Source organism: Sphingomonas sp. BT-65, assembly GCF_026107375.2.
Classification (GTDB): Bacteria; Pseudomonadota; Alphaproteobacteria; order Sphingomonadales; family Sphingomonadaceae; genus Sphingomonas.
On the sequence record NZ_JAPCIA010000003.1, the window covers coordinates 86,885 to 107,931 of the forward strand.

Consider the following 21,047-nt stretch of genomic DNA (forward strand, 5'->3'; position numbering starts at 1 on the left):
CTTACTCCCCCGGCACCGGAGCGACCGGCGGTCGCAACATATCAAAGCTCAGCTGTCCGCGCAGCCCGTGGGGTGGAGGGATTCCATGCGGTCCGTCGCGATTATCATTCGCGTGAGGGACAATCAGCGGCCGCGCGGCGATCCAGGTGGCGGCGATCATGCACAGCGCACCGGCTGCGACCAGCGGGATTCCGAGTCCGAGATAGCCGAGGATCGCGGCGGTCGAGCCGAGCTGGACGAGCGCGGCGAGCAGGAAGGCGGCGCGCGTGCCGCGCGCGACGGCGAAGGCGAGAATCAGGACGTCGGCGAGCAGGAAATAGCGCTCGTGCATGCGCGGCAGCAGTCCGGTCATCAGCAGCACGGCGAGCGCGGCCATGCCGACCAGCCCGGCGCGGTCTAAGCGGGCGGCCTGCATCCGCGCGACATAAGCGGCGCCCGCGCCGAGCGCCGTGGCGAGGGCGAGGGCGAACAGCTGCGGCGCCTCGACAGGCGCGATCGCGCCGACGAGCGACCAGATATTGGGCGCGTTGCGCGCGATCTCGTTGCTGAAGGTTCCGGCCTGGCGGAAATAGACGGTGGCGAGATCCGCGGGCGGCCAGCCGGCGAGCAGCGCCGGCAGCATCATCCCGAGCAGCGCGGCAGGCGCGGCGAGCCACAGGCGCAGCGGCACGCGGCGCTGGATGGCGAGCGCGAGGAAGAAGGGCGCGACCAGCACCGCCTGGGCCTTGAACGCGATCGCGATGCCGCACCAGGCGAACATCGCGAGGTGACGCCGCTCGAGTGCCGCCGCCACCGCCATCACGCAGGCGGCGACATAGATCGCGTCGCACTGGCCGAGCAGCAGCGCGTTGAGCGCGACCGAGGGCAGGACGACGAGCAGCATCGCCCAGCGCGCGCGCTCGCTCGCGCCGAGCGCGGCGAGCAGGCGATGGAAGGCGAGCGCGAGCGCCGCGGTACCGGCGACCGAGAGCAGCTTGATGACGCTCACCGGATCGAGCAAGCTCACCAGCGGGCTGAACAGCGCGAGCAGGTAGAGATAGCTCGGCATATAGTTGGAGAAGGGCTGGGCGAAGGCCGACAGCATCCCGCGCTCGCGGATCGTCTCGAGCCAGGGGATGAGATAGGCGGTCATGTCGGCGGTGAAGAGCGGCCAGAACGCCCAGGCCTGCGCCGCGGCGACCAGCGCGACCAGCCACGCGGCGGGCGCGGGGATCTGCGGGCGGAGCGGCAGCGGCGGCATGGCGCGGCATTGGCGCGGCCGCTCTAAAGATCGAGTTAAGGAGCGATATGGAAGCAGGGCAAGGCGGAGCGGGGGAGGAACGGGGGATGCGGCTGGCGCGATGGGCGCTGCCCTCGTCGGCTGCGCGCATCCGGATCGCCGGGGCGCTGGCGGCGGTGATCGTCCTGGGGCTGATCGCGCTCGGCGGGCGGTGCATGTCGCCGACCATGGCGAGCTGCTCGGCCGCCACCCTGCTCACCGGCGGGCCCAAGCTCGACGTGCCCTATCTCGGCACGCGGCCGGCGGTGGTGGCGCAGATGCTGGAGATGGCCCAGGTCGGCCCCGGCGACCATGTGATCGATCTCGGCACCGGCGACGGGCGCATCCTGATCGCCGCCGCCCGCGAGCGCGGCGCGCGGGGCCTCGGGATCGACATCGATCCGGTGATGGTCCGCAAGGCGCAGGCCAATGCCGAGCGTGCCGGGGTCGCGGACCGGGTGCGGTTCGAGACCGCCGACTTGTTCAAGACCGATCTTGCCGAAGCGGACGTGGTGACCATGTTCCTGCTGCCCGAGGTCAATCTGCGGCTGCGCCCGCGCCTGCTTGCGCAGCTCAAGCCCGGGACGCGGGTCGTCAGCCACGCCTTCGATATGGGCGACTGGCGGCCGGACGAGACCCGCCGCGTGGGCGGCGCGGTGGTCCATCTCTGGCGCGTGCCCGAGCGCGCGGAGCGGCGCTGAGGCGCGGCATTGACCGTCATGGGCCGCGCGCGTATAGGCCGCGCGTTCCGCACCGGGGCAGAGAGTCGATTCTGTCGGCTTTTCGGCGTTCCATGCGGCACAAGAGCTGAACGGTGTCGGAGACTTGGGGCCGGGGGGTTCGCCCGCCAGGCCCTTTTGTATTGCACTACCAGGGCTCCCGCACAGTAACCGCCGGGCAACCGGTAACTTAAAAGGTGAAGGGCTTCATGCCGACGATCAACCAGCTGGTCCGCAAGGGCCGCGACCCGCAGAAGGCCAAGAGCAAGGTCCCTGCGATGGAGCAGAACCCGCAGAAGCGCGGCGTCTGCACCCGTGTCTATACCACGACGCCGAAGAAGCCGAACTCGGCGCTGCGCAAGGTGGCCAAGGTTCGCCTGACCAACCAGCGCGAGGTCATTTCGTACATCCCCGGCGAGGGGCACAATTTGCAGGAGCACTCGGTGGTCCTGATCCGCGGCGGCCGTGTGCGCGACCTTCCCGGCGTGCGCTACCATGTGCTGCGCGGCGTGCTCGACACCCAGGGCGTCAAGGACCGCAAGCAGAGCCGTTCGAAGTACGGCGCCAAGCGTCCGAAGTAATTTTAGCCAGAGTAAGCCCCGGACGTGTTCCGGACCGGCTGAAGATCAAGAAGGAAATCTGAGATGGCTCGTCGTCGTCGTCCCGAGAAGCGGGAAATCCTGCCCGATCCCGTCTATGGTGATCAGGTCCTGTCGAAGTTCATGAACAGCGTAATGCTGGACGGCAAGAAGTCCGTCGCGGAAGGCATCGTCTATTCGGCGCTCGAGGTTGTCGAGCAGCGCGCCAAGAAGGACCCGCTGGGCGTGTTCCACGAAGCGCTGAACAACATCGCGCCGGGCATCGAGGTCCGCAGCCGTCGCGTCGGCGGCGCGACCTACCAGGTCCCGGTCGAGGTGCGCCCTGAGCGCGCCCAGGCGCTGGCGATCCGCTGGCTGATCGCCTCGGCCCGCAACCGCAGCGAGAACACCATGTCGGCGCGCCTGTCGGGCGAACTGCTGGACGCTTCGAACAACCGCGGCAACGCGGTGAAGAAGCGCGAGGACACGCACCGCATGGCGGAAGCGAACCGCGCGTTCAGCCACTACCGCTGGTAATCGCTTCTCCGCCGGCTGCGGCCGGCGGGTGGCACTGGTAAAACCATTACCTATATTCTGGGGAGCCGGATCGTCCGGCTCCCCACATCGCTAAGGAACCCCGATCATGGCCCGCAGCCATCCGCTCGAGCGTTATCGCAATATCGGCATCATGGCGCACATCGACGCCGGCAAGACGACGACGACCGAGCGCATCCTCTATTACACCGGCAAGTCCTACAAGATCGGCGAAGTGCACGAAGGCACCGCGACGATGGACTGGATGGAGCAGGAGCAGGAGCGCGGGATCACGATCACGTCCGCGGCGACCACTTGCAAGTGGCGTGCCGAAGAGGGCAAGGGTGAAGAGCACCTGATCAACATCATCGACACCCCCGGCCACGTTGACTTCACCATTGAAGTCGAGCGTTCGCTGCGCGTGCTCGACGGCGCGGTTGCGTGCTTCGACGGCGTTGCCGGCGTGGAGCCGCAGTCGGAGACGGTGTGGCGCCAGGCCGACAAGTACGGCGTGCCGCGGATGTGCTTCGTCAACAAGCTCGACCGCACGGGCGCGGATTTCTACTTCTGCGTCAACTCGATCATCGAGCGCTTGGGTGCGCGTCCGGCCGTGTTGTATCTCCCGATCGGCATCGAAGGCGGCTTCAAGGGCCTGGTCGATCTGGTTGAGAACCGCGCGATCATCTGGCTCGAAGAGAGCCTGGGCGCGAAGTTCGAATATCAGGACATCCCCGAGGATATGGTCGAAAAGGCCGCAAAGTATCGCAGCGACCTGATCGAAATGGCCGTCGAGTTGGACGACGCCCTGATGGAGGCGTATCTCGAAGGCAATGAGCCGAGCGTCGCCGACCTAAAGAAGCTGATCCGCAAGGGTACGCTCAGCATGACGTTCGTGCCGGTGGTGTGTGGCTCGGCGTTCAAGAACAAGGGCGTTCAGCCGCTGCTCGACGCGGTGGTCGATTTCCTGCCGAGCCCGCTCGACGTTCCCGCCATCAAGGGCGTGAAGCTCGACGGCGAGACTCCGGACGAGCGCCCCTCGGACGATAATGCGCCGTTCTCGGCGCTGGCGTTCAAGATCATGAATGATCCGTTCGTCGGCACACTGACTTTCGCGCGCATCTATTCGGGCAAGCTGGAGGCCGCGTCGCAGGTCACCAACTCGGTCAAGGACAAGAAGGAAAAGGTTGGCCGCATGCTGCTGATGCATGCGAACAGCCGCGAGGACATCCAGGAAGCCTATGCCGGCGACATCGTCGCACTGGCCGGTCTCAAGGACACCACCACTGGCGATACACTGTGCGCGGCGAACGCCCCCATCATCCTGGAGCGGATGGAGTTTCCCGAGCCGGTGATCGAGCTGTCGGTGGAGCCCAAGACCAAGGCCGATCAGGAGAAGATGGGTGTCGCACTCAACCGCCTCGCCCGCGAGGACCCGTCGTTCCGCGTGAGCTCGGACGCCGAGAGCGGCCAGACGATCATCAAGGGGATGGGCGAACTCCACCTCGAAATCATCGTCGATCGCATGAAGCGCGAGTTCAAGGTCGAGGCGAATGTCGGCGCGCCGCAGGTGGCGTATCGCGAGTATCTCGCGAAGAAGGTCGATATCGACTACACGCACAAGAAGCAGTCGGGCGGCTCGGGCCAGTTCGGCCGCGTCAAGGTGACCGTGGTGCCTGGCGAGCGCGGTTCGGGCTTCCAGTTCTTCGACGAGATCAAGGGCGGCAATATTCCCAAGGAATATATCCCCTCGGTCGAGAAGGGCATGCGCGAGACGGCGGAAACCGGATCGCTGATCGGCTTCCCGATCATCGATTTCGAGGTCCACCTCACCGACGGTGCGTACCATGACGTCGACTCGTCGGCGCTGGCGTTCGAAATCTGCGCCCGCGGCGCGATGCGCGAAGCGGCGCAGAAGTCGGGCATCAAGCTGCTCGAGCCAATCATGAAGGTCGAGGTCGTCACCCCGGAGGATTATCTGGGCGATGTGATCGGCGACATGAACAGCCGCCGCGGCCAGATCCAGGGCACCGACAGCCGCGGCAACGCGCAAACGGTCGAGGCACTGGTGCCGCTGGCGAACATGTTCGGTTACGTGAACCAGCTCCGCTCGTTCACGCAGGGCCGCGCGCAGTACAGCATGCAGTTCTCGCACTATGACGAGGTGCCGTCGAACGTCGCCGAGGAAATCAAGGCGAAGATGGCGTAACGTCGCGCCGGACTGGCGCAATCGGAATTGAACCGCTATGGGGCCGCGTTCTCGTGAGTCCCATGGCGGTCCGGGAAATAGACTCAGAAGGTAGGAAACAATGGCGAAGGCAAAATTCGAGCGGAACAAGCCGCACCTCAACATCGGCACCATCGGTCACGTCGACCATGGCAAGACCTCGCTGACCGCGGCGATCACCAAGGTCCTCGCTGAAGAGGGCCTGTCGGAGAAGGTCGATTTCGAGAACATCGACAAGGCGCCGGAAGAGCGTGAGCGCGGCATCACCATCTCGACCGCGCATGTCGAGTACGAGACCAAGAACCGCCACTATGCGCACGTCGACTGCCCGGGCCACGCCGATTATGTGAAGAACATGATCACCGGCGCCGCGCAGATGGACGGCGCGATCCTGGTCGTGTCCGCCAGCGACGGCCCGATGCCGCAGACCAAGGAGCACATCCTGCTCGCCAAGCAGGTCGGCGTGCCGACCATGGTCGTGTTCCTCAACAAGGTCGACCAGGTCGACGACGAGGAAATCCTCGAGCTCGTCGAGATGGAGGTCCGTGAGGAGCTCTCGAAGCGCGACTTCGACGGCGACAACATTCCGATCATCCGCGGTTCGGCGCTCGCCGCGCTCGAGAGCCGCGATGAGGAGATCGGCAAGCAGGCGATCCTGGCGCTGATGGCCGCGGTCGACGAGTCGATCCCGCAGCCGGATCGTCCGCTCGACAAGCCGTTCATGATGCCGATCGAGGACGTGTTCTCGATCTCGGGCCGCGGCACCGTGGTGACCGGCCGCGTCGAGACCGGCGTCGTCAAGGTTGGCGAGGAAGTCGAGATCGTCGGCATTCACCCGACCGTCCGCAAGACCACCGTCACGGGCGTCGAGATGTTCCGCAAGCTGCTCGACCAGGGCCAGGCCGGCGACAACATCGGCGCGCTGATCCGCGGCGTCGGCCGTGAAGAGGTGGAGCGCGGCCAGGTGCTCGCGAAGCCGGGTTCGATCACCCCGCACACCGACTTCCAGTCGGAAGTGTACGTCCTGTCGAAGGACGAGGGTGGCCGTCATACGCCGTTCTTCGCGAACTATCGTCCGCAGTTCTACTTCCGCACGACCGACGTGACCGGCACGATCGAGCTGCCCTCGGGCACCGAGATGGTGATGCCGGGCGACAACGTCGCGCTGGGCGTCAAGCTCATCGCGCCGATCGCCATGGACGTCGGTCAGCGCTTCACGATCCGCGAGGGCGGCCGCACCGTCGGCGCCGGCGTCGTCAGCAGCATCGACAAGTAAGCTGAAAAGCAAGCGCCGCCCGGCCCCGAAAAATCGGGGCCGGGCGGTTGCTTTTTGATGGGGCTGCCTGTAATGGCGCGCCTCCAGTTTTAGTTTGAACAGCAAGAGGCCGGTCACCGGCCCCGCTCTTTCACATCGGTAGGGACATGGACAACAACATCCGCATCCGCCTGAAGGCGTTCGACCATCGCGTGCTCGACCAGGCGACCGGCGACATCGCCGACACTGCGCGCCGCACCGGTGCGCTCATCCGTGGCCCGATCCCGCTTCCGACGAAGATCGAGAAGTTCACGGTCAACCGTGGCCCCCACATCGACAAGAAGAGCCGCGAGCAGTTCGAAGTGCGCACCTACAAGCGCATGCTCGACATCGTGCAGCCGACCCCGCAGACGGTCGACGCGCTGATGAAGCTCGACCTCGCCGCCGGCGTCGACGTCGAAATCAAGCTCGCGTAAGTGAGCTGAAGCAGCCCTGGTGATCCGCCGGGGCTGTTTCCGTTCCTCATTCGCTGAAAAGGCGGGTGAGGGGTGGACAGGGAAGCGAAGCTGACGTAGAGGCGCCGCTTCCCAAACGAGATTCGCGATTCCATCGGGATCGCGCAGGGCCGGCCGGATCGATCCCGATCCGAAGTTCCAGCCAGAGCGTGAAGCTCAAAACGACATAGGGATACCGCCGGGCCGGTGGTTAAACATTTGGCCCGGGTCTGCGTCCCCCGTCTTTCCTAGCCGCAAGGCATGGAATTCAGCCCGGACGGGGGCTCGCATCGCATATTGGGGCTGAAGCGGGTTCCCATCGAAGTAATACTTCGATGGGCGCCCATCACGCACCCTGTGGAATGGTCCATGGGGTGCCTCTGTTATGGAGTGAATGGATCATGCGCACTGGCGTGATCGCGAAGAAAATGGGGATGACCCGCCTGTTCCAGGACGACGGCCGCCACGTGCCGGTCACCGTTCTGGCGCTCGAAGGCGTGCAGGTCGTCGCCCGTCGCGAAATGGACAAGGACGGCTACACCGCCGTTCAGCTTGGCGCGGGCAGCGCCAAGGCGAAGAATGTCGCCAAGCCGCAGCGCGGCCAGTTCGGCAAGGCCGAAGTGGAGCCGAAGGCGATCCTGGCCGAGTTCCGCGTGGACGCGGACGGCCTGCTCGACGTGGGCGCCGAGATTTCGGCTGACCATTATGTCGCGGGCCAGTTCGTCGACATCCAGGGCCGTACGCAGGGCAAGGGCTTTGCGGGCGGCATGAAGCGCTGGGGTTTCGGCGGTCTGCGCGCGACCCACGGCGTCTCGATCTCGCACCGCTCGCTGGGTTCGACGGGTAACCGTCAGGATCCGGGCCGCGTCTTCAAGAACAAGAAGATGGCCGGCCACATGGGCGACAAGAACCGCACCCAGCAGAACCTCGAGATCGTCGGTACCGACGCCGAGCGCGGCCTGATCTTCGTCAAGGGCTCGGTCCCTGGCTCGAAGGGCGGCTGGCTGCTCGTCAAGGACTCGGTGAAGATCGCGCGCCACAAGGACGCGCCGTTCCCCGCCGGCCTCAAGGCTGCTGCCAACACCAATGACACCGCCCCCGCGGAAACCCCGGCCGAAGTGGTCGAGGCTCCCGAGGCGACCGAAGGCCAGGAGGGCTGAACGTGAAGGTCAAGGTTCAAACCCTCGACGCCAAGGCATCGGGCGACATCGAGCTCAACGACGCCGTGTTCGGCGTTGAGCCGCGCGCCGACATCCTGCACCGCGTCGTCACCTGGCAGCTGTGGAACCGTCGCGAGACGGCCCGCCCGACGCGCGAGCGTTCGGAAGTGTCGCGCACCGGCAAGAAGTTCGGCCGCCAGAAGGGCGGCGGCACCGCCCGTCACGGCGATCGTGCGGCCCCGATCTTCATCGGCGGCGGCAAGGCGCACGGCGCGCGCAAGCGGGACTTCAACATCTCGCTGAACAAGAAGGTCCGCGCGCTCGGCCTCAAGATGGCGCTCTCGAGCCACGCCAAGGCGGGCTCGCTGATCGTCCTCGACGGGTTCGACGCGAGCAAGACCGCGGCGCTCAAGGGCCAGTTCGCTGGCCTGAAGGTCGGCAAGAGCGCGCTGGTGATCGACGCCGAGGCCGGCAACGGCTTCCTCGCGGCGCGCAACCTGGTGGGCGTCAACGTCCTGCCGGCGGTGGGCGCCAACGTCTACGACATCCTGAAGCACGACACGCTGGTCCTGACCCGCGCTGCCGTCGAAAAGCTGGAGGCGCGCTTCAATGGCTAAGAAGCAGGAGCAGATCGACGTGCGTCACTATGACGTGATCGTCGCGCCGCACATCACCGAGAAGTCGACGCTCGTCTCCGAGGCGAACGCGGTGGTCTTCAAGGTCGCCAACGACGCGACCAAGCCGCAGATCAAGGCGGCGGTCGAGGCGATCTTCGGCGTCGGTGTCACCGCGGTGAACACCATCGTCCAGAAGGGCAAGACCAAGCGCTGGAAGGGCAAGCCCTACACGCGCTCCGACATCAAGAAGGCGATCGTCACCCTCAAGGATGGTGACTCGATCGACGTGACGCAGGGGGTCAACTGACCATGGCGCTCAAGAACTACAACCCGACCTCGCCGGCGCGGCGCGGCCTGATCCTGGTGGACCGTTCGGGTCTGCACAAGGGCGGCCCCGTCAAGGCGCTGACCGAGGGCAAGCGCAAGACGGGCGGCCGCAACAACAAGGGCCACGTGACCTCGCGCGGCATCGCGGGCGGCCACAAGCAGCGCTATCGCATCGTCGATTTCAAGCGCCGTCTGTGGGACGTCGAGGGCAATGTGGAGCGGATCGAATATGATCCCAACCGCACCGCCTTCATCGCGCTGGTCAATTATGGCGCGGACGAGAACGGCAAGGATCGCCTGGCCTATATCATCGCGCCGCAGCGGCTTCAGGCCGGCGACAAGGTGATTGCGGCCAAGAAGACCGACGTGAAGCCGGGCAACGCGATGGAGATCGGCCAGGCGCCGGTCGGCACGATCGTCCACAATGTCGAGATGAAGCCCGGCAAGGGTGGTCAGATCGCACGTTCGGCGGGCACCTATGTGCAGGTCGTCGGCCGTGACCGCGGCATGGTGATCGTGCGCCTCAACTCGGGCGAGCAGCGCTACGTCCGCGGCGAGTGCATGTGCACCGTTGGCGCCGTGTCGAACCCCGACAACGGCAACACCAACCTCGCCAAGGCTGGCCGCAACCGCTGGAAGGGTATCCGCCCGCTGACCCGCGGCGTCGCCAAGAACCCGGTCGACCACCCGCACGGCGGTGGCGAGGGCCGGACCTCGGGCGGCCGTCATCCGGTCACCCCGTGGGGCAAGCCGACCAAGGGTGCGCGCACCCGTCACAACAAGGCGACGGACAAGTTCATCATCCGTAGCCGCCACGCGAAGAAGAAGGGCTAACCGATGGCTCGCTCAGTCTGGAAGGGTCCGTTCGTGGACCTTCATCTGCTCAAGAAGGCAGAGACCGCGCAGGAGAATTCGGGCCGTGGCGGTCCGATCAAGACCTGGTCGCGCCGCTCGACCATCCTGCCGCAGTTCGTCGGCCTGACCTTCAACGTCTACAACGGCCGCAAGTTCGTGCCGGTGTCGGTGAACGAGGACATGGTCGGCATGAAGCTCGGCGAGTTCGCGCCGACCCGGTACTTCCCGGGCCACGCCGCCGACAAGAAGGGTAAGCGCTAAGATGTCGAAGCCCAAGGCTCCCCGTCGCGTGAGCGACAATGAGGCGCTGTCGGTCGGCACGCAGATCCGCGGTTCGGCGCAGAAGCTGAACCTGGTCGCGGGCCTGATCCGCGGCAAGCGTGCCGGCGACGCGATGAACATCCTCGCCTTCTCGAAGAAGGCGATGGCGGTCGACGCGCGCAAGGTGCTGGCCTCGGCCATCGCCAATGCCGAGAACAACCACAATCTCGACGTCGACGCGCTCGTTGTCGCCGAGGCGTCGGTCGGCAAGTCGATCACCATGAAGCGGTTCCACACCCGTGGCCGCGGCAAGTCCACGCGCATCCTGAAGCCGTTCAGCCGGCTCCGCATCGTGGTGCGCGAAGTGCAGGAAGAAGCATAATGGGTCACAAGAGCAACCCGATCGGTCTGCGCCTGCAGATCAACCGCACCTGGGACAGCCGCTGGTTCGCCGAGGGCCAGGATTATGGCCGCCTGCTGTTGGAGGATCTCAAGATCCGCCAGTACATCATGAAGACGCTGCCCCAGGCCGCGATCTCGAAGGTGGTGATCGAGCGTCCGGCGAAGCTGTGCCGCGTGAGCATCTTTGCCGCGCGTCCCGGCGTGATCATCGGCAAGAAGGGCACGGACATCGAGAAGCTGCGCAAGACGCTCGGCGCGATGACCAGCTCGGACGTGTCGCTGAACATCGTCGAGATCCGCAAGCCCGAAGTCGACGCCAAGCTCGTCGCGCAGGGCATCGCCGATCAGCTGGAGCGCCGTATCGCGTTCCGCCGCGCCATGAAGCGCGCCGTGCAGTCGGCGATGCGTCTGGGCGCCGAGGGCATCCGCATCAACTGCGGTGGCCGCCTGGGCGGCGCCGAGATTGCGCGGTCGGAATGGTATCGTGAAGGCCGAGTGCCGCTGCACACGCTGCGCGCCAATGTCGATCACGCCACCGCCGAAGCGCACACCGCTTATGGCGTGTGCGGCGTTAAGGTCTGGATCTTCAAGGGCGAGATCCTGGGCCATGATCCGATGGCGACCGATCGCCTGAACATGGAATCGCAGACGTCGGGCGTGCGCCCGGCCCGCGACGACCGTCGCTAAGGGTTAAGGACAATGCTGCAACCGAAGCGCACCAAGTTCCGCAAGGCCTTCAAGGGCCGCATCAAAGGCGAGGCCAAGGGCGGCGCGACGCTGAACTTCGGGTCATACGGCCTGAAGGCGATGGAGCCGGAGCGGATCACCGCACGCCAGATCGAGGCGGCCCGCCGCGCGATCACGCGTCACATCAAGCGTCAGGGCCGTCTGTGGATCCGCGTGTTCCCGGACCTGCCCGTGTCGAGCAAGCCGGCCGAAGTCCGCATGGGCTCGGGCAAGGGCGCGCCTGAATATTGGGCCGCCCGCGTCAAGCCCGGCCGCATCCTGTTCGAGCTGGACGGCGTGCCCGGCCCGCTCGCGGCGGAAGCGTTCGAGCGTGCGGCGATGAAGCTGCCGATCAAGACCAAGGTCGTGGCCCGCCTCGGCGACACGTCGCACCTGGAGGGTTGAGTAACATGACCAAGGCAACCGATCTGCGCGCGAAGAGCGACGATCAGCTTGGCGAGGAGCTGGGCAACCTGAAGCGCGAGGCGTTCAACCTCCGTTTCCAGGCAGCGACCAGCCAGCTCGAGAAGTCGAGCCGCGTCAAGGAGGTCCGCAAGGACATCGCGCGCATCAAGACGCTGCAGAACGAGCGCTCGCGCTCGGCTGCGAAGTAAGAGGACAACGAACATGCCGAAGCGCGTGCTGACCGGGCAGATCGTGTCCGACAAGGGCGACAAGACGGTGGTCGTGAATGTGGAGCGCAAGGTCAAGCACCCGCTCTACGGCAAGATCATCCGCCGCTCGAAGAAGTATCACGCCCATGACGAGGGCAACGAGTACAAGGCTGGCGAGACCGTGCGCATCGAAGAGACCGCGCCGATCAGCAAGCTCAAGACCTGGAAGGTGATCGAGCGGGTTGACACCCACGCGACGCCCGAGCGGGCCGACATCGCTTAAGTCCTTCGGGACTCGAGAGTTTAACTGGAACCCCCGGGACATGTCCCGGTAGGCCAAGAGAGAAGGAACCGGATCGATGATCCAGATGCAGTCCAATCTCGACGTCGCCGACAACAGCGGCGCGAAGCGGGTGCAGTGCATCAAGGTGCTGGGCGGGTCGAAGCGTCGCTTCGCCGGCGTGGGCGACGTCATCGTCGTCAGCATCAAGGAAGCGCAGCCCCGCGGCAAGGTGAAGAAGGGTGACGTGCACCGCGCCGTCATCGTCCGCACCGCCAAGGACGTCCGCCGCGCCGATGGCTCGGTGATCCGCTTCGACGGCAATGCCGCCGTCCTGGTCAACAAGAACGAGGAGCCGATCGGCACCCGTATCTTTGGCCCGGTGGTCCGCGAGCTGCGCTCGAAGGGCTTCATGAAGATCATTTCGCTCGCCCCCGAGGTGCTGTGATGGCTGCTGCGAAGATCAAGAAGGGTGACCAGGTCGTCGTCCTGTCCGGCAAGGACAAGGGCAAGACCGGTGAGGTCACCAAGGCGATGCCCAAGGACGGCAAGGTCGTCGTGTCGGGCGTCAACATCGCGGTGCGCCACCGCAAGCCGACCCAGACCAACCCGCAGGGTGGCCTGGAGCGTTCGGAAGCGCCGCTGCACGTCTCCAAGGTCGCGCACGTGACCAAGGACGGCAAGGCGACCCGCGTCCGCTTCGAGGAGCGCGACGGCAAGAAGGTGCGCGTTGCGGTCAAGACCGGGGAGGTCATCAATGGCTGACACCTACACGCCGCGCATGCGCAAGATGTATGACGAGATTATCGCCAAGGCGATGACCGAGAAGTTCGGTTACAAGAACGTCATGGAAGTGCCGCGGATCGAGAAGATCGTGCTCAACATGGGCGTCGGCGAAGCGACCCAGGACAAGAAGAAGGTCGAGTCCGCGGCTGCCGAGATGGAGCTGATTGCTGGCCAGAAGCCGGTCGTCACCAAGGCGAAGAAGTCGATCGCGCAGTTCAAGCTGCGCGAGGGCATGGCGATCGGCTGCAAGGTCACGCTGCGCCGCGAGCGGATGTACGAGTTCCTCGACCGCTTCATCACGATCGCGCTGCCGCGCGTTCGCGATTTCCGTGGCCTCAACGACAAGTCGTTCGACGGCCGTGGCAATTATGCCTGCGGCATCAAGGAACAGATCGTGTTCCCCGAGATCAACTATGACCGCATCGAGAAGGTGCGCGGCATGGACGTGATCGTGACCACCACCGCCAAGACCGACGAGGAGGCTCGCGAGCTTCTCCGTCTCTTCGGTTTCCCGTTCCCGCGCGATGCGGACGGCGAAGCGAAGCAGGCTGCGTAAGGGAAAGAGAACTTAAGTCATGGCGAAACTGAGTTCCGTGAACAAGAATGAGCGTCGCAAGAAGCTGGTGAAGAAATATGCCGGCCGTTATGCGAAGCTGAAGGCGATGGCGAAGGACCAGTCGCTCGACGAGACCGAGCGCCTGATCGCTCGTCTCAAGATGGCCGAGATCCCCCGCAACGGGAATCCGACTCGCATCCGCAACCGGTGCGAGCTGACCGGCCGTCCGCGCGGCTACTACCGCAAGTTCCGTCTGGCGCGCGTGATGCTGCGCGATCTGGCCAACAAGGGCCTGATCCCCGGCGTCACCAAGTCGAGCTGGTAAGGGTTAGAAGATGGCATTGACCGATCCCCTGGGTGATATGCTCACCCGCATCCGCAACGGCCAGCGCGCGCGCAAGGACAGCGTCCTGACGCCCGCGTCGAAGCTGCGCACCCGCGTGCTCGACGTGCTTCAGCGCGAGGGCTACATCCGTGGCTACAGCGAAGAGCAGATGGGCCCCGCGGCCGGCATCCGCATCGAGCTGAAGTATTTCGAGGGCCAGCCGGCGATCAAGTCGATCGCTCGCGTCTCGAAGCCGGGCCGCCGCGTCTATTCGGGCAGCAAGGAGCTGCCGCGCGTCCGCAACGGCCTCGGCATCACGATCGTTTCGACGCCTCGCGGCGTTCTGTCGGACGCCGAGGCGCGCGACCAGAATGTCGGCGGCGAAGTGCTGGCGGAGGTGTTCTGATGAGCCGCACCGGTAAGAAGCCGATCACCGTCCCCGCCGGCGTCACCGCCAGCGTCGAGGGCGGCGTGATCAGCGTCAAGGGGCCGAAGGGCACCCTGACGATGCCGGCGGCCGACGACATCTCGTACGAGGTGGGCGACGGCACGATCACCGTGAAGCCGGCGAACGACACCAAGCGCGCCAAGGCCTTTTGGGGCATGCAGCGCACGCTGGTTCAGAACCTGGTGACCGGCGTGACCGACGGCTTCTCGAAGAAGCTGCTGATCACCGGCGTCGGCTATCGCGCGAACGCACAGGGCCGCAAGCTCAAGCTACAGCTCGGCTATTCGCACGACGTCGATCTCGAGGTGCCGGAAGGCGTCGAGGTCAAGACGCCGGATCAGACCACGGTCGAGATCTCGGGCAACGACAAGCAGAAGGTCGGCCAGTTCGCGGCCGAGATTCGCCGCTGGCGGAAGCCGGAGCCCTATAAGGGCAAGGGCATCAAGTACGAGGGCGAGTTCATCTTCCGCAAGGAAGGGAAGAAGAAGTAATGAGCAAGGGTCTCTCGCTCTTCGAGAAGCGGCGCCGCCGCAATCGCACCGCGCTCAAGGCGCGCTCGGGCAGCCGTCCGCGGCTTTCCGTGCACCGCTCGGGCAAGCACATCTATGTCCAGGTGATCGACGACGCGCAGGGCAAGACCCTCGCCGCCGCTTCGACGCTGGAGAAGGACGTGCGCGGCTCGACCGGCGCGAATATCGACGCGGCCAAGGCCGTCGGCACTCGCATTGCGGAAGCGGCCAAGAAGGCCGGCGTGACGCAGGTGGTGTTCGACCGTGGCGGCTTCCTGTTCCACGGACGCGTCAAGGCGCTGGCGGATGCCGCCCGTGAAGGCGGATTGGAGTTCTAAGATGGCGGATGAAATCAACACGACCGAAACGCCGGTCGAAGGCGCCGCCGCTCCCGATGCGGGCGCTCCGCGTGGTGGCCGTGGCGGTCGCGGCCGGGGTCCCGGTGGCGACAATCGTGGCCGTGGCGGCGGTGATCGCGGCGGCCGTGGCCGTCGTGACGACCGTCGTGGCGGCAATGCCGAGGACGGCGGCGAGGAGCTGATCGAGAAGCTGGTCCACATCAACCGCGTCAGCAAGACGGTGAAGGGCGGCAAGCGCTTCGGTTTCGCGGCGCTGGTCGTCGTGGGCGACGGCAAGGGCCGCGTCGGCTTCGGCCATGGCAAGGCGCGCGAAGTGCCGGAAGCCATTTCGAAGGCGACCGCCGCTGCCAAGAAGAAGATGGTCCGCGTGCCGCTGCGCGAGGGCCGGACGCTGCATCACGACGGCAAGGGCCATTTCGGCGCCGGCCAGGTGACCGTTCGTTCGGCGCCTGCGGGCACCGGCATCATCGCGGGTGGTCCGATGCGCGCCGTTTTCGAGAGCCTGGGCGTGCACGACGTGGTGACCAAGTCGGTCGGCACTTCGAACCCCTACAACATGATCCGCGCCACCTTCGAGGCGCTGAACGACCAGTCTTCGCCGAAGTCGGTCGCCCAGCGGCGCGGCAAGAAGATCGCCGACCTGCTCGGCCGCGGCGGTTCGCAGACCGCCGAGGCTGATGCCGCGGCGATCGTGGAGTAATCGTGATGGCCAAGAAGGAAGCAGCGGCGAAGGCCGGCACGGTGAAGGTGACCCAGACCGGGTCGCCGATCCGCCGCACCAAGGATCAGCGCGCGACGCTGATCGGCCTGGGCCTCAACAAGATGCACCGCACGGTCGAGCTGCAGGACACCCCCGAGGTGCGCGGCATGATCCGTAAGGTGGCGCACATGGTTGAGGTGGTGGACTGATCTTCTCTCTCTCCCGCTTGCGGGAGAGGGTCGGGGTGAGGGCCTGTAAGATCGGCAGGCGCATGGTCTGCGGCTCTTACAGGCCCTCACCCTTCCGCCGTCCTGACGGACGGCTCCCTCCCTCTCCCGCAAGCGGGAGAGGGAATAAGCGCGACAAAAGCGAAAGCGAGTGCAGACGATGAAACTGAACGACATCAAGGACAATGACGGCGCCCGCAAGGGCCGGATGCGCGTCGGACGCGGCATCGGCTCGGGCAAGGGCAAGACCGCGGGCCGCGGCCAGAAGGGCGCCAAGGCGCGCTCGGGCGTCGCGATCAACGGCTTCGAGGGCGGCCAGATGCCGCTCCACATGCGCATCCCGAAGCGCGGTTTCAACAATCCGTTCGGCAAGGACTATGCCGAGGTCAATCTCGGCGCGATCCAGAAGCTGGTCGACGCCGGCAAGCTGACCGCGACCGACATCGACCACGAGGCGCTGAAGGCCGTCGGCCTGGCGCGCGGCGGCAAGGACGGCGTGCGCCTGCTCGGCAAGGGCGAGCTCAAGGCCAAGCTCAACTTCACCGTCGCCGGCGCGTCGAAGGGCGCGATCGAGGCGGTCGAGAAGGCGGGCGGCAAGGTGACCATCCCCGTGATCGTGCCGGCGGCCGAGAAGCATGCCGCGAAGCATCGCTCGGTGCAGAAGGTCATCGCCGCCAAGAAGGCCGGCAAGGCCTGATCTAGCTGTGGACGGGGCGATGCAACGCATTGCCCTCCTCCGACAGTGACCTATATGAGCGGCGGGGCGGCGGTTAACGCTTTCCCGCCGCTTTGGTTTCCAGGAATATCGCGCACATGGCATCCGCAGCCGATCAACTCGCCTCCGGCCTGAACCTGTCCAAATTCGGCCAGGCCACCGAACTCAAGAAGCGCCTGTGGTTTACGCTCGGCGCGCTGATCATCTTCCGGATGCTGAGCTTCGTGCCGCTGCCGGGCGTCGACCCGACCCAGCTCGGCCTGCTCGCGCAGCGCACCCAGGGCGGCGTGCTCGATTTCTTCAACACCTTCTCGGGCGGCGCGCTGGAGCGCATGTCGGTCATCGCGCTCGGCGTGATGCCGTACATCACCGCCTCGATCGTGGTGCAGCTCGCCACCTCGCTGTCGCCGGCGCTCGCCGCGATCAAGAAGGAAGGTGAGAGCGGGCGCAAGAAGCTCAACCAGTACACCCGCTACGGCACCGTCGCGCTGACCGCGGTGCAGGGCTATGTCATCGCGGTCGGGCTCGAGACGCTCGGCGCCAACCAGGGTCTCGCTCCCGTGGTCGATCCTGGCATGCTGTTCCGCATCGCCGCGGTGGTCAGCCTCATCGGTGGCACCATGTTCCTGATGTGGCTGGGTGAGCAGATCACCAGCCGCGGTGTCGGCAATGGCATCAGCCTCATCATCATGGCCGGCATCGTCGCGCACCTGCCGACCACGCTGGTCCAGCTGTTCGAAGGTGGCCGCACCGGATCGATGAACCCGATCGCGCTGGTCGGGATCATCGCCGCAGTCGCCGGTCTCGTGCTCTTCATCTGCTTCATGGAGCGCGCCCAGCGCCGTATCCTGATCCAGTATCCCAAGCGCCAGACGCAGCGCGGCGTGCAGTCGGAGCGCAGCCATCTGCCGCTCAAGATCAACACCGCGGGCGTGATCCCGCCGATCTTCGCGTCGTCGCTGCTGCTGATGCCGCTGACGATCAGCCAGTTCGCCGGCCAGCAGCAGGCGGGTCAGGGCTGGTGGGGCGACTTCATCATCAGCCTCAACCAGTATCTGCAGCACGGCAGCCTGGTGTACATGCTGCTCTACGGCGCAGGCATCATCTTCTTCTCGTTCTTCTACACCGCGGTGGTGTTCAACCCCGAGGAGACGGCCGAGAACCTCAAGAAATATGGCGGGTTCATCCCCGGCATCCGCCCGGGCAAGAACACCGAGGCCTATTTCGATTACGTGCTGACCCGCATCACCGTGATCGGCGCGGCCTATCTCACCGTGATCTGCCTGTTGCCGGAATATCTTGTGTCGGCGCTCGCGATCCCCTTCTATCTGGGCGGCACCAGCCTGCTGATCGTGGTCAACGTGACGATGGATACGGTGACCCAGATCCAGTCGCATTTGCTGGCGCACCAATATGGCGACCTGATCAAGAAGGCGAAGCTGAAGGGCGGCCGACTCCGCTAAGCGGAGCGGCAACAGAGGGGAATTGGCGTGAACATCATCCTGTTGGGGCCTCCGGGGGCCGGCAAGGGCACCCAGGCGTCACGGCTTGAGGACGAGCGCGGCATGGTTCAGCTCTCGACCGGCGACATCCTGCGCGCCGCGGTCAAGGAAGGCACAGAGGTCGGCAAGCTCGCCGACGAGATCATGAAGGCCGGCAAGTTCTTCCCGGACGAGCTGATGGCGCAGATCCTGGGCGAGCATATGGACAAGCTCGGCGCCGAGACGGGGATCATCTTCGACGGCTATCCGCGCACCGCCCGCCAGGCCGAACTGCTCGACGAGCTGATGGCCGCACGCGGGCGCGAGCTCGACCATGTGATCGAGCTGGTGGTGGACGAGGACGCGCTGGTCGAGCGCATCACCGGCCGCTTCACCTGCGCGACCTGCGGCGAGGGCTATCACGACAAGTTCAAGCTGCCAAAGGTCGAGGGCAAATGCGACCAGTGCGGCGGCACCGAGTTCAAGCGCCGTCCCGACGACAATGAGGAAACCGTGCGCACGCGCATGGCCGAGTATCGCGCCAAGACCGCGCCGATCCTGCCGATCTACGAAGCGCGCGGCTTGGTGAAGCGCGTGGACGGCATGGCCGACATCGCCGAGGTGACCGACGCGATCGAGGCGATCCTCGACGGAAAGTGAGGGCAGGGGCCGTGGCCCCCGCCCTTCACGGTCAGGACTGCGACGGGGTCCAGCCTTCCGACGGGTTGGTGTTGACCATCCACGGCACGCCGAACTTGTCGACCAGCGAGCCATAGCCCGGCGACCAGAAGGTCTCGGCGAACGGCATCACCACGCGGCCGCCCTCCGACAGCGCTTCGAACCAGCGCTGGGCCTCGGCCTTGTCCTCGGTGTGCAGGGTGACGTCGAAGCCGTTCTTGGGCTTGTCGACATTGGGCGCCCAGTCGGTGTCCATGTCCGCACCCATGATCGCCTGATCGCCGACGTCGAGCCAGGCATGCATCAGCCAGTCCTTGTATTGCTCGCCCACCGGCATGTCCGGAGGACCGTCGCCATAGGGGATGGCGGCGCTGACCTTGCCGCCGAGCACACCGGCGTAGAACTCGAAGGCCTCGCGGCACTGGCCCTGGAAACTCAGGCTGGTCACGATTTTCATTGTAGCCTCTCCTTCGGTGATTCGATCGGGCCGCGCGGCGCGCGATCCCAAGGCACTATAGACGCTCAAGCTGCGTTTTGGTGTCAGCAGGCCGTTCGCCCGTGCAAAGAAAAGGGCCGCCGCCCCGGGGGACGACGGCCCTGTTTCTCTGGTCCGGCTGGCAGCCTCAGCGGCGTGCGCGGCGCTTGAACTGGTCCATGCGGACGACGTTGCTCGGGCGCTCGATCGCGATGCCCGAATAGAGCGTCGCCATCGGCTCGTCGGTCACTTCGTGCACCACGTCCGAGCCGAAGCCGTTGAACGCGGTGCGCATCGCCGCGCCGTACGCGCCGAGCATGCCCACCTCGATATAGTCGCCCGCCTGCACGTCAGCCGGAAGCTCGAACGGACCCGCCATGTGATCGAGATCGTCACAGGTGGGGCCGTAGAAGCTGAACTCCGCCGTCTCGGCATCGACGCCCTCACGCAGCAGCGTGACCGGGAAACGCCAGCCGACATGCGCCGCATCGAACAGCGCGCCATAGGCGCCGTCGTTGATGTAGAGCTCGTCGCCGCGGCGCTTCTCGACGCGGACGATCAGGCTGCTGTACTCGGCGCAGAGGGCCCGGCCCGGCTCGCACCACAGCTCGGCGCTGTACGAAATCGGGAGGTTCTCGAACGCGTTGTGGATCACGCCGAAATAAGCCTCGAGCGGTGGCGGCTCCATCCCCGGATAGGTCGAGGGGAAGCCCCCGCCGACATCGACGATGTCGACCGTGACCGACGAGGCGACGATGGCGGCGCGCACGCGCTCCATCGCCTCGGCATAGGCCGCCGGGGTCATCGCCTGCGATCCGACATGGAAGCAGATGCCGAGCGCGTCTGCCACCTGGCGGGTCGCGACGAGCAGCTCCTTCACGTCCTCGGGCTCCGCGCCGAACTTGGCGGCGAGGCTGAGCTTCGCGTGATCCGACGAGACGCGGATGCGCACGCACAGGTTCAGGTCCTGCGCGCCGCGGGTGGCGCGCACGATCTTCTCGAGCTCGTCCATCGTGTCGAGGCTGAAGGTGCGCACGCCGTGGACGAAATACGCTTCCTCGATCGCTTCCTCGGCCTTGACCGGGTGCATGAAGCACAGCGTCGCCTTGGGCAGGGTCCGGCGCGTCATGCGCACCTCGCCGATCGACGCGACGTCGTAATGCGTCACGCCGCTGTCCCACAGGATCTGCAGCAATTCGGGGGAGGGATTCGCCTTCACGGCATAGAGAACCGTTCCCGGAAACTTCTCGACGAAGAATCGGGCGGCTCGCTTTGCTGCGTGCGGACGAACGAGCGTTACCGGCTCGACGGGACGAAGGGCTTTCGCTAGCCCGAGCGCGCTATGATGCTTGTGCAACTCAAGGGACCTCCAATTGCCTTGCCGGCATACGGTGAAAAACACTGCCTTGCGGTGGAAGTCCCATGGGGCAGCGGAGCGCTCACATAGGGTCGAGACCCCCCCTTGTAAAGCGATTCGGGGGTCA

31 protein-coding genes are annotated in these 21,047 nt (G+C 65.7%); 28 read left to right on the top strand and 3 right to left on the bottom strand.

From position 1 onward, the window contains the following. Position 1: 1 nt before the first annotated feature. Positions 2-1,240, bottom strand: coding sequence for an MptA/MptB family glycosyltransferase (locus OK349_RS18490; protein WP_265119398.1), 1,239 nt, complete (start codon positions 1,238-1,240; stop codon positions 2-4). Between the two features lie 86 nt (positions 1,241-1,326). Here OK349_RS18490 and OK349_RS18495 point away from each other — a divergent pair, with 86 nt between their 5' ends. From OK349_RS18495 to OK349_RS18630, 28 genes are all read left to right on the top strand, one after another. Further along, a complete protein-coding gene (locus OK349_RS18495) occupies positions 1,327-1,959 on the top strand; it encodes an SAM-dependent methyltransferase (protein WP_265119399.1) in 633 nt (210 codons plus the stop codon). Positions 1,960-2,186: 227 nt separating this feature from the next. Then, positions 2,187-2,558, top strand: a complete 372-nt coding sequence (gene rpsL / locus OK349_RS18500; protein WP_022691828.1) for a 30S ribosomal protein S12 — start codon at positions 2,187-2,189, stop codon at positions 2,556-2,558. A gap of 63 nt (positions 2,559-2,621) precedes the next feature. After that, on the top strand, positions 2,622-3,092 hold the full coding sequence (gene rpsG, locus OK349_RS18505; protein WP_265119400.1) for a 30S ribosomal protein S7: 471 nt from the start codon (positions 2,622-2,624) through the stop codon (positions 3,090-3,092). Between the two features lie 106 nt (positions 3,093-3,198). Continuing rightward, complete coding sequence (gene fusA, locus OK349_RS18510) at positions 3,199-5,295, top strand: elongation factor G (protein WP_265119401.1); 2,097 nt, start codon at positions 3,199-3,201, stop codon at positions 5,293-5,295. Positions 5,296-5,395: 100 nt separating this feature from the next. Next, positions 5,396-6,589: an elongation factor Tu gene (gene tuf, locus OK349_RS18515; protein ID WP_265119402.1), complete on the top strand. Its 1,194-nt coding sequence runs from the start codon at positions 5,396-5,398 to the stop codon at positions 6,587-6,589. Between the two features lie 146 nt (positions 6,590-6,735). After that, positions 6,736-7,044 carry a 30S ribosomal protein S10 gene (gene rpsJ, locus OK349_RS18520; RefSeq protein ID WP_066574470.1) on the top strand — a complete coding sequence of 103 codons (309 nt, stop codon included), beginning with the start codon at positions 6,736-6,738 and terminating at the stop codon, positions 7,042-7,044. Between the two features lie 419 nt (positions 7,045-7,463). Continuing rightward, complete coding sequence (gene rplC / locus OK349_RS18525; RefSeq protein ID WP_265119403.1) at positions 7,464-8,222, top strand: 50S ribosomal protein L3; 759 nt, start codon at positions 7,464-7,466, stop codon at positions 8,220-8,222. A gap of 2 nt (positions 8,223-8,224) precedes the next feature. Next, positions 8,225-8,839, top strand: a complete 615-nt coding sequence (rplD, locus tag OK349_RS18530; protein ID WP_265119404.1) for a 50S ribosomal protein L4 — start codon at positions 8,225-8,227, stop codon at positions 8,837-8,839. Next, positions 8,832-9,146: a 50S ribosomal protein L23 gene (locus OK349_RS18535; RefSeq protein ID WP_265119405.1), complete on the top strand. Its 315-nt coding sequence runs from the start codon at positions 8,832-8,834 to the stop codon at positions 9,144-9,146. The genes rplD and OK349_RS18535 overlap by 8 nt, the downstream gene beginning before the upstream one ends. Before the next feature lie 2 nt (positions 9,147-9,148). Continuing rightward, positions 9,149-10,000 carry a 50S ribosomal protein L2 gene (gene rplB / locus OK349_RS18540; RefSeq protein WP_265119406.1) on the top strand — a complete coding sequence of 284 codons (852 nt, stop codon included), beginning with the start codon at positions 9,149-9,151 and terminating at the stop codon, positions 9,998-10,000. A gap of 3 nt (positions 10,001-10,003) precedes the next feature. Continuing rightward, on the top strand, positions 10,004-10,282 hold the full coding sequence (gene rpsS / locus OK349_RS18545; protein WP_265119407.1) for a 30S ribosomal protein S19: 279 nt from the start codon (positions 10,004-10,006) through the stop codon (positions 10,280-10,282). 1 nt (position 10,283) lies between these two features. Next, on the top strand, positions 10,284-10,664 hold the full coding sequence (gene rplV, locus OK349_RS18550) for a 50S ribosomal protein L22 (protein WP_265119408.1): 381 nt from the start codon (positions 10,284-10,286) through the stop codon (positions 10,662-10,664). Next, a complete protein-coding gene (gene rpsC / locus OK349_RS18555; protein ID WP_265119409.1) occupies positions 10,664-11,371 on the top strand; it encodes a 30S ribosomal protein S3 in 708 nt (235 codons plus the stop codon). Before rplV ends, rpsC begins: the two co-directional genes overlap by 1 nt. A 12-nt stretch (positions 11,372-11,383) precedes the next feature. Continuing rightward, positions 11,384-11,815 (top strand): 50S ribosomal protein L16, encoded by a 432-nt coding sequence (gene rplP / locus OK349_RS18560; RefSeq protein WP_265119410.1) that lies wholly within the window; start codon positions 11,384-11,386, stop codon positions 11,813-11,815. Positions 11,816-11,820: 5 nt separating this feature from the next. Next, positions 11,821-12,024 carry a 50S ribosomal protein L29 gene (rpmC, locus tag OK349_RS18565; RefSeq protein ID WP_265119411.1) on the top strand — a complete coding sequence of 68 codons (204 nt, stop codon included), beginning with the start codon at positions 11,821-11,823 and terminating at the stop codon, positions 12,022-12,024. Positions 12,025-12,037: 13 nt separating this feature from the next. Continuing rightward, positions 12,038-12,307 (top strand): 30S ribosomal protein S17, encoded by a 270-nt coding sequence (gene rpsQ, locus OK349_RS18570; protein ID WP_265119412.1) that lies wholly within the window; start codon positions 12,038-12,040, stop codon positions 12,305-12,307. A 76-nt stretch (positions 12,308-12,383) separates the two neighbouring features. Then, entirely contained in the window at positions 12,384-12,752 is a 369-nt protein-coding gene (gene rplN, locus OK349_RS18575) for a 50S ribosomal protein L14 (RefSeq protein ID WP_066574426.1), read from the top strand. Next, on the top strand, positions 12,752-13,069 hold the full coding sequence (gene rplX / locus OK349_RS18580; protein WP_265119413.1) for a 50S ribosomal protein L24: 318 nt from the start codon (positions 12,752-12,754) through the stop codon (positions 13,067-13,069). The genes rplN and rplX overlap by 1 nt, the downstream gene beginning before the upstream one ends. Beyond that, entirely contained in the window at positions 13,062-13,646 is a 585-nt protein-coding gene (gene rplE, locus OK349_RS18585; RefSeq protein WP_265119414.1) for a 50S ribosomal protein L5, read from the top strand. Before rplX ends, rplE begins: the two co-directional genes overlap by 8 nt. Positions 13,647-13,665: 19 nt before the next feature. Further along, a complete protein-coding gene (gene rpsN, locus OK349_RS18590; protein WP_265119415.1) occupies positions 13,666-13,971 on the top strand; it encodes a 30S ribosomal protein S14 in 306 nt (101 codons plus the stop codon). Between the two features lie 10 nt (positions 13,972-13,981). Continuing rightward, the gene (rpsH, locus tag OK349_RS18595) at positions 13,982-14,377 is read left to right on the top strand and encodes a 30S ribosomal protein S8 (protein WP_265119416.1); all 396 of its coding nucleotides are present in this window, start codon (positions 13,982-13,984) and stop codon (positions 14,375-14,377) included. Then, entirely contained in the window at positions 14,377-14,910 is a 534-nt protein-coding gene (gene rplF, locus OK349_RS18600; RefSeq protein ID WP_265119417.1) for a 50S ribosomal protein L6, read from the top strand. Before rpsH ends, rplF begins: the two co-directional genes overlap by 1 nt. Next, on the top strand, positions 14,910-15,266 hold the full coding sequence (gene rplR / locus OK349_RS18605; RefSeq protein WP_265119418.1) for a 50S ribosomal protein L18: 357 nt from the start codon (positions 14,910-14,912) through the stop codon (positions 15,264-15,266). Before rplF ends, rplR begins: the two co-directional genes overlap by 1 nt. Before the next feature lies 1 nt (position 15,267). Beyond that, positions 15,268-15,987: a 30S ribosomal protein S5 gene (gene rpsE / locus OK349_RS18610; protein ID WP_265119419.1), complete on the top strand. Its 720-nt coding sequence runs from the start codon at positions 15,268-15,270 to the stop codon at positions 15,985-15,987. Between the two features lie 5 nt (positions 15,988-15,992). Then, positions 15,993-16,196 (top strand): 50S ribosomal protein L30, encoded by a 204-nt coding sequence (gene rpmD, locus OK349_RS18615; protein ID WP_265119420.1) that lies wholly within the window; start codon positions 15,993-15,995, stop codon positions 16,194-16,196. 178 nt (positions 16,197-16,374) lie between these two features. Continuing rightward, positions 16,375-16,911: a 50S ribosomal protein L15 gene (gene rplO / locus OK349_RS18620; RefSeq protein ID WP_265119421.1), complete on the top strand. Its 537-nt coding sequence runs from the start codon at positions 16,375-16,377 to the stop codon at positions 16,909-16,911. Between the two features lie 116 nt (positions 16,912-17,027). Then, a complete protein-coding gene (gene secY, locus OK349_RS18625; protein WP_265119422.1) occupies positions 17,028-18,392 on the top strand; it encodes a preprotein translocase subunit SecY in 1,365 nt (454 codons plus the stop codon). 27 nt (positions 18,393-18,419) lie between these two features. Beyond that, positions 18,420-19,070, top strand: coding sequence for an adenylate kinase (locus OK349_RS18630; RefSeq protein ID WP_265119423.1), 651 nt, complete (start codon positions 18,420-18,422; stop codon positions 19,068-19,070). Between the two features lie 31 nt (positions 19,071-19,101). Here OK349_RS18630 and OK349_RS18635 read toward each other — a convergent pair whose 3' ends face one another. Then, complete coding sequence (locus tag OK349_RS18635) at positions 19,102-19,545, bottom strand: VOC family protein (protein WP_265119424.1); 444 nt, start codon at positions 19,543-19,545, stop codon at positions 19,102-19,104. Positions 19,546-19,711: 166 nt separating this feature from the next. Then, on the bottom strand, positions 19,712-20,920 hold the full coding sequence (locus OK349_RS18640; protein ID WP_265119425.1) for a type III PLP-dependent enzyme: 1,209 nt from the start codon (positions 20,918-20,920) through the stop codon (positions 19,712-19,714). Positions 20,921-21,047: the final 127 nt, after the last annotated feature.